Genomic DNA, 14,489 nt, shown 5'->3' with positions numbered 1-14,489 from the left:
TTGTGGGTAGATGTTCTTAGTGTAACCCGTGAGGTTGGCTTTCCGAGCGCATGAGCGACGGCCGTGATTATGCTGCCTTCTCAGCAGCCAGTATCGAAAAATCCTATGTGACAACCCCGGCAAACAGGTTGTCGATATCCCGTTCCGATGTTGGTGGAGCCAGCATGTCTCGGGACAGCGTCCGCTTTCGTTCAAGCAATCCGTGCAGTTTGTTGTCGAACGACGCCTCACCATAGGTGGGGTGAATTGCCATAGGCAGGTGAATTGTGACGTCTTTGGTTTGTCCAATCCGGAAAGCTCGGTCATTGCATTGGTCTTCTACCGCCGGGTTCCACCAGCGACTCAAATGCACGACATGGTTAGCCGCGGTAATGGTGAGGCCGATGCCGGCCGCTTTTGGTGATAGGACGAGCAGGTCAAATCCCGTCGGCCTTCCTTGGAAATCATCGACAGCCTGCAACCGCTGGCGCCCTGACATCTCGCCATTGATGATTGGCGGCTTGGCGTGCAATCGGAAATGTTCGGCAACAGACGAGGCAAATACCTTCTGCATCGACCGGTCTTCCAAAAAGACAAGCGCCTTTTCGGAGCGGCTTTGAATATCTTCCAATATTGCAAATGTCTTTTGGAGACGCGCCGAACCATTTATCCAATTCTGGCGCCATTCCGGATCATAGGCATTTGTATCTGATGATCGCAGCGGGTGAAGCGATATACCGCGAAGTAAGTGGAGTGTTTCTAACATCGATTTGGGGGAAGCCTTGGCCGCTTTAGCCACGGCAACGGCTTCGTCGTATGCAGCAGCTTGAACCGTAGGCATCTCAATCTGATAGGTGCGGATGTCTTTTCGTGGCAGATCCTTTGCTACGTCGTCTTTCATTCGCCGTAGCATAATCGCAGGGGCATCGCCTTGTTGATGATCCATTTTATGTTTGAGTTCTGTGAGCGCTGCCGGATCTTCCTCTCCGTAGGTCTTAGAGAAAGTTTTCATATCTCCGAGGTAACCGGGCGCGATCCGGTCCATCAAACACCACAAATCCTCAAGGCGGTTTTCAATCGGCGTGCCCGTCATTCCTAAAACAAAATCGATGTTCATCGTTTTGGCAGCATGGCTGTTAATTGAATCTGGGGATTTGACCTTCTGCATCTCGTCAAAAATAGCCACCGAATAGGCAACTCTGGCAAAACTCCGATGATAGAGAGCCAGCGTTTCATACGTGGTGAGAACCCAATCGGCATGCCGCAGCTGCTCGACATCAAGAGCGTCTTCTTCAGTCCAGCCTGCTCGTTTTGCCGTCTTGATGTATTTGAGATCATTGCCGAAGGCATCAACACGTGAACCCAAGGTGTTGGGTTTGAGATGAATGTCAGCCTCTTTCTTCCAATTGTCTAAGAGAGCAGTTGGCGCAACAATTAGGAATGGGCCCTGCAAAGGCCGGTAATGCCCCTTCCGGGCCATTTGGTTGCCCTTGATCCAAGCGAGAAATGCAAGCGCCTGAAATGTCTTACCCAAACCCATGTCATCCGCGAGCAGGACTCCAGGCCAACCTTGCTTCCAGCATTTGCACAACCAATCAAAACCCTGCAACTGATGCTCTTTGGGTACTGTGTGTTTGATGTGGTTGCTCGGAAAGCCGAAAGGCACAAGATTTCCGCGTTTGACCAGCTTCGATGCGTAGTCAATTTCCTCCAGATTCTGCTTTATCTGAAGGACGTCTTGGTCTCGCTCTGGGCGCTCGGAATGCTCATCTGAGGGTTGGTCAAGTTTGACCGGAGGGCCACTCGCCTCCAACCTATCCAACATGTTGCGCACGTCGGGGGTTGGGAGAAGGTCGTGTTCAAATGCGATATCATCGGCGTGTTCCAACTCTGCTTTCTCACAGAGAACATACAATTCCTCGATTTTTTCCGGTGTCGCTTCGAGCTTTTTGGCCCCGACCTGGACGGTAAATTTTTCAGGAAGCCACTGACTGGATTTTCGCGTGATCCATGGAAGTTTTGGCTTCTCCCAGAGACCAAGGCCCTCGATACGATCCGAATACTGCTGCGTCTCGACAAACAACGAGCTGACGATCGCATCGCCGCCTTCTCCCAGGGTTTCAGCGATGAGTGAGCGCGGATTTCTGAGAAATGCCTTCCGCTCAGTATCGGGCGAGCTCCGGATCCGCTTTACAACATCGAGCGCGGTACGAAGAGCCGGATCGACCAAGAGGTAGGTATTTCGATCGAGGACATAAGCCGGCTTGGCATTTCCCGGACGGTTTGAGACTTCGTCGCTGAACCGTGATTGAAGCAATGGCGTGAGCAGCGCGTCATCCTCGTTGCTCTTCTTTTCGTCATCTTCTGCCCACTCAGCTGCAATTTTTCCGTCAGTCTCCGGTGCATCGACCGTATCGTCGATTTCACCAAGCTCTGGCGGCAAGCCTCTGGCCATAAGTATCGGAACGAAGTCTGGCCCATTTGATGTCTCTCGAACATCAAGTGCAAATGCGCCCGCTTGATAAATTGTTAGAGTGCCAACAAATCGATCAGCAGCAATTTCATGACCTATCGTCGTTTGCAGGATGTCCTGCACGGCCTGCCAGTGAGGCAACCGGGATTCAAAGTCGGTGCCGGCGCTTTGGTTGAAAGCTCTGGCTGCGTCATTGATCGAGTGCAAGGCGAGTGACAATCGACACCATTCGCCGCTAACCTTGATGAATGGCCCCATGATCTCAGGCGAGATCACGCGCAGGTTTTGGTCCTGCCAAACCAACTGCAGCACACTGTCATCACTGTCGATTCGGCCGCGCATCGACACACCGACGGATATTCCGGCAAGCGGAGGAATGTTTAGCGCCTCGATCTGGGAGGCAGGAAGAGAAAGTACCCACTCGGAAGGAGCGTTTATGCCGCTTCCTTCCTGAGTGATCAGACCATCGGCCAATGCATGCTCGATGAAACGAACCTTGGATGATAACTGACCAGCTTTCTCTTTCCATTGAGAGAACGGAATAGACTTCTTTCCCAGGAGGCCTCGCTGTTCGAGTTCGATCAGGGCACCGCTTGGTAAGGGGGTACAGAAGAAGTTCATGGTATCATTTAAGCCTGGTAATCGGATTGCTGCAACTTCGTCTTCGTCAATAGATAGAGCCGTTGGGCAACCGCGCGCTGCCAGCTATAAGTGCTTGGTGAGACATGGGACTTCACCAGATACTCGTTGTTTTCCATATCCCCGCCGCGGCTTCGTATCTGAACGTCATCCGAGCTGTAAGAATGGTTGTACATTTGCGGTGCGCTGCGGTCTTGCGCATTGCTCCAGATATTCACCTTGCCGCTATGACTCCAGTCCGCAACTATCCCATTGCCAACTTCCAACAATAAGACCGCGTGCGTCCTGTGAACCTGCTTTCCACCTCGGCTGCTAAACCTTGCAAAGGCGACATTCTTACCAAAAGACCGCCGCGCTAAGGCCGCTCCTTCCTCGGCAAACACGACCCAGGCCCCCCGGATGAGGCCCTTTTGATGAGCAGCTTCCCAGAAAGCCCGGCGGTATTTCCACATTCTTTCATCGGATTCGCTGTTCATGGATCTGCTGACAATATCCAGGAACTGGCGGAGTGATTGCTCGGTCAACCACGCTATCACCATCGTCTTGATGTGAGGGAAGCGTTCCCAGCGCCCAGGATGAATTCGCGGGTCCCCAAAAATCGAAAGTATGAAATTCAGAAAGATGTCCTTGATGCGCTTTTCCGGAGCTCTCGCCTCGAACGGCTTCATCAACGCTTCGGCCAGCTCCAGATCTAGGGTGTTGAACAACGGCACACCAACCGAATCCATGGCATAGGCCTGAACCCGGGCGAGTCTCGTTTCGTGATCTGATTCTGCGCCGTTGGCGAGATTGACGAGCAACTCACGGGTGATTGCCTCAGCGAAACCTGATTGCGCATTAAGCGCTCCCAGCCCCATCGCCTGAAGTGCCTGGGTCGCAGATTGATTCTGTTGCAACGCAGACTTGGCAATCATTCTCGGGCCTGCAACACAATCATACAGACTGTGTAATTGCTGATGATCGGCCCAAGGCTTTCCCCATTGAATTGCAAGGCGCTGTAGGGCAGAGCTCGCCTCTATAAAACTTTGCCGCTTCGGCGAGAACTGAACCAGGTAGACAGTTGCGAGATTGCGAAACGGTTTCCGTTTTGGGCTTGCTTCGACCATCTTCATGATCCCGCTGAAGACTTCCGGATAATCAGCCAGCGCAGGTGTCGTTCCCCACAGACACCAAATCGCATCTCGAAGCTGCTTGGAGGAAAGCGACCCGCCGGAATGTAGCAATTTGAGCAGGTCCATCGAAATTTCATTCATGGATTTGGTGTCTGTGCGAGCAATGATGTTCATCTCAGCAGCGCCGATCCTGGCTGCCGCCTTGGTGGTAAACGACTCAGCAGGAAGCACGACTGTGCTGCGTGTGCCGGCAACGCTAGAACTCCACCCTTCGCAAGCCTCTCTTAGGGCGCCGGTCATTTTGCAATCACTTCGCGGCGAAGAATTTCGATCTGTTTTTCCATAGCGCCCGTCAATTCGAGGACCTCGTTCAAACGCACGGAATTGTCGACTTCCATGACGAAGCGCATGTCGATGCGGCGATTGCTTGCCAGCCGGTTTCGACGGGCTTCATCGCTTTCAATACCATCAGTGGATTCCGGAATTGGGCGGGTCGATGAATAGCCAGATACAGAGAGGATTTCCTTTTCTCCACGATTTTTCAGATGTCGGAGACCGGGCTGAAGAGTTGTTATGGCACGGTAAGTTGATACGGCCCGCTCGGTCGAAAGAACCCAGTTGCGTTCGTCTGCCCCGGTCTTGTCGGTGTGGCCTTCGATGAAAACAGTATCGATTGTTGAGCTAGGTTTGTTAGCGCTATTGCAGTCAACCAAGTCAGCGTCATCGCAGGAGCGCACATATTTTGGCAGGACATGCAGTAGAACTTGTGCCAGTTTCGAGACGTTTTCTGACGCAGCAGAATTCAACCCGGATTTATCCGAGTCAAATCGGATGGCGTTGTCCGTCAGCCGCAATACACCGTTCTCGGGATCAATCTGCACTTCAAGGCCGACTGCCTTCAACTCGTCCTTGAGGTCATTGAGGAGTGCCGTGCGTTCTTTTTGCGATTGATTGAGAGATGCGAGCTCGCTGTCAATTTGATCGCGCAAGACCTTCAGCTGACTGGCAACCTCCTCGACTCGCTTCAACACCTCTTCGATCTGCGATTCGGATGTATCAGTCTGCTGCTGGAATTGCAGCGCGAACACCATTAGCATGATGATGAAAATGAAGAGGATGCCGACCATCATGTCGGTCATCGAGACAAAATAATTCTCTTCCTCTTCTTCGATTTTATGGTTCGTGTCGTCGTCAAACGCCAGCATGAATCACCTATTGCCCTGACGTTCGGAGCGCAGCTTTCAATTCGGTGACAGACTCCCCGAATTCCTCGACGGATTCCTGGATATCGGTCAAGGACGATGAAAGCTGGGTGACCGCCTGAGCGAGTCCCTTGTCGACATCCGAAGTGTAGCGGCCCAGCGTCTCGCCCTGTCTTTCGGTAGCCCCAGCCAAATCGTTGACTGCCTTTGCCAAAGCCTCGTCGATCCGGACAAACCGCTGTTCGTATTCGCGCCAGGTTTCGACCAGGTTTTCGCCCTGCTGCTTAATCGACGTAGCGAGCTCGCCCGATGCATCCTGGCCCGCGGACAATGCTTGCACCGCGGCGCTCAACGACTGTTCAAAACTTGACGTTGCAGCGGCAATTTTTTCGCCTGACTGGATAAGCGGCGCTGAGGCCACACGTACGTCATTGGCGGTTTTTGCGAAACTGTCAGAGACGAGGCGGGTTTGTGACGTGGCGTCGCCGATGGCGCTTGCCTGTGCCGTCAGCGCTGAACCCGAATTACTTAACGCACTTTCAAAGCGATCGACTTCCACACGGATCGTCGAGATGGCGTCAGCAAGGCCATCACGGATCGCTTCGGCGCTCGATTGCGCCATGCTCGCGACTGTCTCGGCAGCGCTCTTTTGCGCATTCTGGATTTCTTCCTGGGTCTGAGCCAAACCCTTCCGAAGGCCTTCATCAAAGGAAGTGAGGTTGCTCGAAACGTTGTTGACCTGACCCTCGAGCTTTTCGAGCACGCGCCCCATTGCCTCTTCCATGCGGCTTGAGGCTCCGCCGGCGGCATTGCCCAACTGCGTTTCGATCTGCGCATTTGCATTTTCGAACGTGGCTTTCATGGAGGACATGATCTCGGCCAGGTCGTCCCGGTTCTGACTGGCGCCGGTATCGAGCGTGCGGGCAGCGTCACTCACAAGTCGGTTCAGGTTTTCCGCGGATTCGCTCATGCGGCGCGCAAAATCCTCGCCGCTGCCTTTGACGCCGCTTTGCGTCTCGGCAAGCGTGACCTGCATCGCTTTGAGCGTTTCGGCGAGTTCGCGCAACTCGGTTCCGGCGCTGCCCTGGACCGTGTTGGTGAATTGGCTGAGCATATCGGTGACGCCGGTCTGGCTGGTCTCGGATATGCGATCGAGCGCTGCTGAAATGCTGGTGTTGATCGGTGTCATAGCCGATGTGAACGCCGACTGTATCTGGGGTTCGAGCTGGGCGCCCATCTGCGCAAAGAACTTGTCGCTGTTGATTTCCTTGAGTTGATCGCGCTGCTCCTTCGCGGCTTCGTTCATCTCGATGGCGAGCGATTGCGGCGGAACATATTTGAGCCTCAGCTCCAGAGCTTCACAAAAGCTGCTGAAGCTGGCCTCAATGCAGATGATGTAGGTCTTGAAAACGATGGAGAGAACCAGGGAGGCGCCAAGGCCTGCGATCGATGTAGCGAATTTGAAAGAGGCGATCTGCAGGAGTTCCGTCATGGCGTCTTGCATCGCTTTGACATCTTCCCCGGCTGATGCTTCCCCGGCTTTGTAGAGGGCCAGCACGATACCGGTGAAGGTCAGCAGCAGCCCCAGCGCAACGAAATATCCGGGAATTCCGGCAATCATTTTCAGGCCGATAAACTTTTCCCGCGCCATGCCGGTGTTGAGAAAACTCTGTGGGCGGACAGTGTTGCGGATAACCGGGCGTTCACCGGCAACCGGCTTGACCAGGGTCTCGTCAAACTCGCGCCAAGCGTGGCCGATGAGACGGCTCTGCTTGAAGTTCTCATAGATGGATTGATCATACTCGGCAGCGAAGGCTTCCAGCCCGGCAAGCTGGTCGATCTTGCGCCGGTGATGTCGGAGCGCGAAAAATATTGGCAATACATGCAGGAGCAGGAAACAGATCGCGAAGGACAACGCGACGGCACCGATGGCATAAGCCAACGAAAAAATGAAATCCAACTGGCTGAGTTGGTTCAGCGCTTCTTTTGCTGCTGCATCGTCAGTGAATTGCCCGCCAAGCAGGTCACCACCCAGTCCAAACCGTTCGAAGATCAACCCAAGGTCCAACCGCGTCGAAACTAAATCCAGCCCAACCATAGTCAGAGCAAACAGTGTCCAGAAAAGAATCACCCGAATCCACGGGTGCCCAAATACCCAACTCAGCACTTTCATATCGGTTATTCCGGCCCCCACCGCTTGCTTACCACCGCAGGGCTCATGGCCATCACGGTGGTTTTCGTCACAATTATCTCCCCACAAACACTGACCGCTTGGCTTGAAATTCTTCGGCCATCCGAGCTCGGCGCAATACTTCCAATTGTTAGGTTGTATTCATCCTTGTTTCTAATTTTACGATTGTCCAGTGATTTGTGGTTTCAGGTTGTGGAAGCCCAGGGATAGCGCCTATGTGACCGAATTCATAAAGATGAGACCTAAGCGCGTTCACCAGCTCGACGTGGAAGTGCCGGTATCGGCCTTCTTGTCGTCAGCTGATTGAACTACCTGCCACTGCCGCGATTTCCGCAAGGGTTCGAATACAATGGAGACGACTGGCGGATGTTGCCTGCGGCTTGGGAACTAGAGATGATAGCCCTAGAAATCATGGGGCCAGCCGTCCGAGAACTTGATTGGCTCCGCGGAAGCGAGATGGTCGGTGACCAAACTCCCCGGTACATAGGCGACGCCTACTCTCTGGCCTATTTCCGCGTCTGCCGTGGCGTATGCGCAAGAACCTGTGGCAGCAGTCGCACTTTTGCCGGTTCGACTGCGGCACTCGGCCTGGGAAGCTTCATGAGAGACTTCTTCATCAGGCGCAGTCGGGCAACCTGTGAATAGGTGCCCTCGTTCACGTCCTTGTTGACGTGACCGAGAATGTCCTTGCGGATTTCCGACCCGACACCCTCCTGCTTCATCTCGTTGTTGCACCAGTGGCGGAACGAGTGAAAAACTTTCCCCTCTGCCTTCGCCTTCGGCAGCGCCAGATCTTTCATCTTCTGCCAATCGTCGTTGAAGACATCCCCCATCGGCGTCGCTTCCGCCACCGCTCGGAGTTCCGGAAACAGCAGCAAATGGCCTGCCTTGTGCAGTGCGTCAGCATAATCGAGGAAACCAAGCCGGATGAGTTCAGGGTGAATGGGAATGTGTCGTTTCGCCGCTTTGGACTTAAACCTGCGACCCTCCGATGGGATAAACTTGAACCCCCAGATGCCTTCGAGGTCGATGATCTCATCGAGCCGAAACCCGCAAATTTTCTCCCGCCTTGCACCCTGATATGCTCCGATGAGAGGCACCCAGTAGCGTGCATCATGGAAAATCTCGTTAGCCGCACTGCCATCATGGGTGCCGGTGGCTGCACCGGTCCAGATCGGAAGACTGAACAGGGCCTCAAGATCGCCGGTGGTGAAGGACGGACGTTCGTTCTCCGAGTCTCCACTCTTCTTTGCACGAAGCTTGGAGATGCCGTCGTAGCTCTCCCACGAATAGCCATAGGCTTGGCACATGCCTGCGATATTGGCCATGTTGTTCATGTGGCGATTGATCGTTGCCTTTGTCAGGCCGACCTCGGCTTTGGGAAGCTTCTCCGTTCGGGCGAGAATGTCGCTGACGGAGATGACATGGTCCCGCGGCGATTTGCCGTAATTCTTGGGGAATTTGAGCAGGACATCGCGAAACTGGGCGAGGTGTTGTTGACCGACACGGGTCGGGTTGTCGTGCCCGAGGAAGCGCTTGAAGAGCTTGGCGAGCTGGACATGTTGCTTGAGTGTCTTGCTGTCCCACTCCTTGAGAGTAACCTTTGCTTCGCCGGCCGCCGTGACGATATCGATCAGGCTGCGATAGCTTTCATCTTCGATGTCAGTGAGGCTGTCGAGATCGTCGGCGTCGTCGCTGATTGGCACCTCGGCGGCGGCCGGTGCAGCGGGTGATATCACGGGTGGGGGAGGCGTCTGCGGACTTTCTGTGGCGGACACTGGAACGCTGATGGGTTCGGCAGGGGCATGAGCAGGAGCAGGGGAGGCCGATCCGTTGGGTATATCAAAAGGAACGGATGGAGCGATCGGCCTTCGTGCTTCTTCCAGCAGGCCCGACTGGAGAAGAAGGTCGTCGTCATGACGCAGGCCGGTCCAGCGACGATCGGCATCGAGAAGTGCTGCAGCCATTCCACGAAGGTAGAGCTGTTCGGCCTGCTGAACGTTCACCCGTGTTTCGGGAATATTGAACTCGGCCATCAGTCCCGCAATCCGCTTGCGATTCGGCGGCATGGCCCCCTGTTGCCGCAAGGTCTCAATCGTCTGGCCGACCAGCGTGATCGTCTGTGCTTCAAGTCCTGCGGCCGACATTTCCTTTTGCTCTATCTGCCCAACAGTTGCATCGACACCTTGAGCCGCGAAGAGGCGGTATGCCCAGCCGGTCGCGATGTCCGCGGTCCGCGCGCTCTTGGCACTGTCGCCGAAGGACAGTTCAGCCGCAGCGACACGGTCAAGCTTGGCGCTATGGGTGATGGCCACTTTGGTCAGGATGCGGCGGGCGTCATCAGCAGAGATCATGCATTGGCTCATTCCGTGTAGTAAATGCTCGCTGGCCCTCGTGACCTCGGCGGCGATCGAACGGGCAATGTTCAGCGACGTTGTCCGCAGGCTGACTTCAATCCTCGTACGGCAATCGGCCTGAAGTTGAACGGGCAATCGCCGCCTCCACCAATAGACCGCTCCGCGCCGAAACACATATTGCACACTCATGCCAACCTCCGTTTGGAGGTGACGGATTCTCCAACTTTTCCGTCCGTTGAACACCAATGTAAGACACGCGTGGGGGACACCCGTGTAAGACAGTACTGTCCACCAGACGGCAAAATCTATCCCCAGCTAACGAAAAAACGCTGGAAAATCAATCTTGTTCAGAGCTTGAAGAGGTCGATTGGCTGGGGAACCTGGATTCGAACCAGGACTAACAGAGTCAGAGTCTGCGGGTCTACCGTTAACCTATTCCCCAACGGGCGCGGACCGGAAACTTTTAGGGCCAACGCGGCGGCTTATAGCCAATAAACTTCGAGGATGCAAACCCAGTCTGCGCAATTTTTAAGGCAAAATTCGCCGCGGTCCGCAAACCAGTCGAAATCAGGGTGTCGCCGTGCTTCCAGCTCTGGTTCAAAAAGAATTTTGCGTTTGGTTCGCTGCTTTGCTAATCTTGTCCCAACAGCAAACCGTGAAGCGCGACTCGAGGCCATTTGCTCGCCGCGCATGACAGGACAGACCGTGAAAGACCTTCGGGACGGCGAAACGCCAAACGCGGGGGTATCACTGGCAGGTGATAGGCCATCAGAGCGCGCCATCAAGGCAGCGACGGATGGCGTGGAACAGGGACGCGGGACAACCGTGGCCTCGGGCTCCGTTGCTGATGGCGCGCCATCGGAACGTGCTCCCGCCAGCGTATCCGCCAACAAGGAAGCCGGCGCCGAGCCGGCCGGACGCCGCAGGCGGCGGCGTCGCAAATCTGCGCACAAAAGTGAAAACGCACCCGACACCGGCCAGCCAGCTTCCAATGCAGATGCTGCTGCACCCGTGCCGGCGCCAGGCGAAAAAAAAGGCCGTCGCCGCCGGCGCAAATCCGGACGTGAAATTCAGGGACGGCCGCTGGCGCCACAAAAGGCACCGGGTCAAGGCCAGCAGAAATCCCACCTAAACGGTCCAGCCCACACCCATGCACCAAGCGCCCACGGCGCCGGTGGCCCGGCCGGAATGGTGGCGCCATCGGTGCGGCGGCCAGTGGATGACCTCTATGCGGCACTGGATCTGGGCACGAACAACTGCAGACTGTTGATCGCTCAGCCGACCCGTCCCGGCCAATTTCGTGTCGTGGATGCGTTTTCGCGTATCGTCAGGCTGGGCGAGGGTCTCGACGCCACCGGAAAATTGTCTGACGACGCCATGGACCGCGCCGTCGAAGCGCTCAAGGTCTGCGCCGGAAAGCTGAAAAACCGCCCGGTCCGACGCCATCGCCTGATTGCCACCGAAGCCTGCCGTTCTGCCCGCAACGGCGCTGAATTTCTGGCTCGGGTTCAGGCCGAAACCGGACTTGAACTTGAAGTCGTCACCCGCGAAACCGAGGCCCGCCTGGCGGTGGCCGGTTGCTCCTCGCTGGTCGGGCGCGACACCGACGGGCTGGTGCTGTTCGATATTGGCGGCGGCTCTTCCGAAATCGCCATGATCGACCTGACCGAAAATCGCTCGAACCGTCTGGCCGATCACATCAAGGCCTGGACCTCGCTGCCGGTTGGTGTCGTCACCCTGTCCGAGCGCCATGGCGGCTGTCTGGTGACGCCGGACGTGTTTGCGGCCATGGTGGCGGAGGTCGATGCGATGCTGGCCGAATTCACCCCGCCGCCGCTGCCGGCTTTTTCAGGCCTTGCCGACGGACGGATTCATTTGCTCGGCACGTCTGGAACCGTGACCACACTGGCTGGTCTGCATCTGGAATTGCCGCGTTATGATCGCCGCAAGGTCGATGGGTTATGGCTCTCCAATGATGATGTCGACCGCATGCTCGACCGGCTGTTGTCGTGGGATTTTGACGCCCGCGCCGCCAATCCCTGCATCGGTGCGGACCGGGCGGACCTGGTTCTCGCCGGCTGCGCGATTCTGCAGTCGATCCGCAAACGCTGGCCTTCACAGCGCATGCGCGTCGCCGACCGCGGACTGCGTGAAGGACTGCTCAATGAAATGATGGCATCGGACGGTGCCTGGCGCCGCAGCGGCCGCAATTTCCGTTATCGTAACCAGCGCTCGAACCAGGGGGAAAAGCCATGACCCGTCCTCCATCAGGACCCACCGGGCGCAAGCTCGGACAGAAGGTAAAACGCAAGAGCAAACTCAAGGCGTCGTCGCGGCGCTGGGTCGAGCGGCATCTCAACGACCCTTATGTGCAGCAGGCCAGACAGGAAGGCTATCGCTCGCGCGCGGTCTACAAGCTTCTGGAAATCGACGCCAAGCACAACATTCTCGACAAGGCCAAGCGGATCATCGATCTGGGTGCAGCACCCGGCGGCTGGTCGCAGATTTCCGCCCAGGTCACCGATTCCACCGATGAAGATCCGAAGGTGGTCGCCATCGACTTTCTCGAGATGGACGGCCTGGCGGGCGTCAAGTTCCTGCAGATGGATTTCCTCGACGAAGCAGCACCGCAGGCGCTCAAGGATGCGCTGGGTGGGTCCCCGGACGTCGTGTTGTCCGATATGGCGGCGCCGACCACCGGGCACCAACGTACTGATCACCTCAGGACCATGTACCTGTGCGAAGTGGCAGCACATTTCGCCATCGAGGTGCTGACCCCGGGCGGGCATTTTCTCGCCAAGACCTTTCAGGGCGGCACCGAAACCGATCTGCTCAACCTGCTCAAGCGGAATTTCAAGTCGGTGGTGCACATCAAGCCGCCGTCGTCGCGGGCGGAATCGGTAGAAATGTTTGTGCTGGCCAAGGGCTTCAAGGGCCGCCACATCGGAGAATCACTGGCGGACGGGTGATGCCGCACGCGCACCGGCACGTTTCAGGCCATGTCCGGACACCGCTTCACCGGCATTGGGCGGCAGCGCCAGAAACGGCAGGATGGCGAATGCGGTGATTGCGGCAATGGCAAAGAATGCGATGTGAAACGCATTGAGTGTCAATTCGCCGCCATTGACTGTGCTGACAATATCGAGAATGCCGCCGGCCAGCGCCACGCCAATCGCGATCGAGACCTGTTGCAAGGCCGAGGCGATCGAGGTCGCCTGGGCCGCCGTATCCTGGGTAACTTCGGCAAAAATCAGCGCATTGGCCGAAGTAAAGAACATCGAACGGACCAGCCCGCCGAAAAACAGCACGCCCATGATCAGCGCTACCGGTGTCGCCGGGGTGAAAAGCCCGTTGACCGCGATCGACAGGGAAGCTCCGGCCGCGGCAAGCAGAAGAACATGACGGAAGCCGCCATATCTTAAAACACGTTGAATGATGAACTTCATCATGATCGCCCCGGCAGCAGAGACGCACGTGATCATGCCGGACTTGAACGGCGTCATTCCAAAACCCAGTTGCAGCATCAGCGGCAGCAGAAACGGCACCGCGCCAGCTCCAATGCGAAACAGATTGCCGCCCATCAGCGACAGCGAGAAAGTCCTGTTGCGGAACATCCTTGGATCAAGCAGCGGCTTGGGGTGAGCGCGCGCATGCGCCAGATAACCGAAGAAACACACGACGCCGCCGATCGTTGCCGCGATGCCCCACACTGCGGGCAGGGCCGGAAGGCTGATCACCGAAAGACCAAAGACGATGCCCGAGGCGGCGGCGCCCGAAAGCAGGAAGCCGACCCAGTCGACCCTGTCGTAGCTGCGTCTGGTGTCTTTTGGCAGCACCGTCAGCGCAAACACAATTCCGGCGATGCCGATCGGTATGTTGATCAGGAAGATCCAGTGCCAGGTCAGGAATGTGGTTAGAAAGCCGCCAACCGGTGGACCAACGAGAGGGCCGACAAGTGCAGGAATGGTCAGCCATGCCATGGCGTTGACCAGTTGCGATTTTTGGGTCGACCGCACCAGCACCAGCCGCCCGACCGGGGTCATCATCGCGCCGCCCATGCCCTGCAGGAACCGTGAGATGACAAATTCCGTCAGGCTCGTTGAAGCCGCACAGGCAATGGATCCAGCCATGAATACGGCGATGGCAATTGCGAAAATTCGCCGCGCGCCGAACCGGTCGGCCATCCATCCGGAGATCGGAATGAACACGGCAAGTGATACCAGGTAGGCGGTCAGGGCCAGTTTCAGTGCAATCGGATTGGTTCCGATATCGGTGGCGATCGCCGGCAGCGCGGTGGCGATGACGGTGGAGTCCATCTGCTCCATGAATAGCGCGATCGCCAGGACAAGCGGAATTGATCGGTTCACTATGGGTATCCGTTGCGGCGGGTGTAGATATTGTGGCGTTTTTGTCCCGCCGGGCAAGGGTTTGGCTGCGGTTGGGGAAATTCATAGTCACGGCTTGGTTGATGCAAAGTCAATCACAATTGCTGTTCTCAATTGGGAGTTGACTACGAATTGGCAGGGCATTGTGTTG

General features: G+C 56.3%; 8 protein-coding genes and 1 tRNA gene. 2 read left to right on the top strand and 7 right to left on the bottom strand.

Annotated features, from left to right (window positions below; genetic code table 11):
* Window positions 1-103 precede the first annotated feature (103 nt).
* From IMCC20628_RS15195 to IMCC20628_RS15170, 6 genes are all read right to left on the bottom strand, one after another.
* On the bottom strand, window positions 104-3,073 hold the full coding sequence (locus IMCC20628_RS15195) for a DEAD/DEAH box helicase (protein WP_082128153.1): 2,970 nt from the start codon (window positions 3,071-3,073) through the stop codon (window positions 104-106).
* 8 nt (window positions 3,074-3,081) lie between these two features.
* Window positions 3,082-4,503, bottom strand: coding sequence for an EH signature domain-containing protein (locus IMCC20628_RS15190; protein ID WP_047030927.1), 1,422 nt, complete (start codon window positions 4,501-4,503; stop codon window positions 3,082-3,084).
* Complete coding sequence (locus IMCC20628_RS15185; RefSeq protein WP_047030926.1) at window positions 4,500-5,408, bottom strand: OmpA family protein; 909 nt, start codon at window positions 5,406-5,408, stop codon at window positions 4,500-4,502. Before IMCC20628_RS15185 ends, IMCC20628_RS15190 begins: the two co-directional genes overlap by 4 nt.
* Before the next feature lie 7 nt (window positions 5,409-5,415).
* Window positions 5,416-7,461, bottom strand: a complete 2,046-nt coding sequence (gene zorA, locus IMCC20628_RS15180; protein WP_197078308.1) for an anti-phage ZorAB system protein ZorA — start codon at window positions 7,459-7,461, stop codon at window positions 5,416-5,418.
* Window positions 7,462-8,102: 641 nt separating this feature from the next.
* Window positions 8,103-10,136, bottom strand: a complete 2,034-nt coding sequence (locus tag IMCC20628_RS15175; RefSeq protein ID WP_156174528.1) for a site-specific integrase — start codon at window positions 10,134-10,136, stop codon at window positions 8,103-8,105.
* A gap of 185 nt (window positions 10,137-10,321) precedes the next feature.
* Window positions 10,322-10,395: transfer RNA gene (locus IMCC20628_RS15170), tRNA-Gln, on the bottom strand.
* Window positions 10,396-10,643: 248 nt separating this feature from the next.
* Here IMCC20628_RS15170 and IMCC20628_RS15165 point away from each other — a divergent pair.
* Window positions 10,644-12,209, top strand: coding sequence for a Ppx/GppA phosphatase family protein (locus tag IMCC20628_RS15165; RefSeq protein ID WP_047030923.1), 1,566 nt, complete (start codon window positions 10,644-10,646; stop codon window positions 12,207-12,209).
* Window positions 12,206-12,922 (top strand): RlmE family RNA methyltransferase, encoded by a 717-nt coding sequence (locus IMCC20628_RS15160; protein ID WP_047030922.1) that lies wholly within the window; start codon window positions 12,206-12,208, stop codon window positions 12,920-12,922. Before IMCC20628_RS15165 ends, IMCC20628_RS15160 begins: the two co-directional genes overlap by 4 nt.
* On the opposite strand, the gene IMCC20628_RS15155 is transcribed toward IMCC20628_RS15160, so the two are convergent.
* On the bottom strand, window positions 12,905-14,320 hold the full coding sequence (locus IMCC20628_RS15155) for an MFS transporter (protein WP_047030921.1): 1,416 nt from the start codon (window positions 14,318-14,320) through the stop codon (window positions 12,905-12,907). The genes IMCC20628_RS15160 and IMCC20628_RS15155 overlap by 18 nt on opposite strands.
* Window positions 14,321-14,489: the final 169 nt, after the last annotated feature.

It is taken from the genome of Hoeflea sp. IMCC20628, from assembly GCF_001011155.1.
Lineage (GTDB): Bacteria > Pseudomonadota > Alphaproteobacteria > Rhizobiales > Rhizobiaceae > Hoeflea.
Note: the sequence above shows the minus strand (reverse complement) of the source record. Positions and strands in the feature narration are given on the sequence as shown.

What these genes read in the sequence shown, in the direction of transcription:
- IMCC20628_RS15195 (WP_082128153.1), bottom strand. Translation starts at nt 3,073, where the DNA reads ATGAACTTCTTCTGTACCCCCTTACCAAGCGGTGCCCTGATCGAACTC.
- IMCC20628_RS15190 (WP_047030927.1), bottom strand. Translation starts at nt 4,503, where the DNA reads ATGACCGGCGCCCTAAGAGAGGCTTGCGAAGGGTGGAGTTCTAGCGTT.
- IMCC20628_RS15185 (WP_047030926.1), bottom strand. Translation starts at nt 5,408, where the DNA reads ATGCTGGCGTTTGACGACGACACGAACCATAAAATCGAAGAAGAGGAA.
- IMCC20628_RS15165 (WP_047030923.1), top strand. Translation starts at nt 10,644, where the DNA reads ATGACAGGACAGACCGTGAAAGACCTTCGGGACGGCGAAACGCCAAAC.
- IMCC20628_RS15160 (WP_047030922.1), top strand. Translation starts at nt 12,206, where the DNA reads ATGACCCGTCCTCCATCAGGACCCACCGGGCGCAAGCTCGGACAGAAG.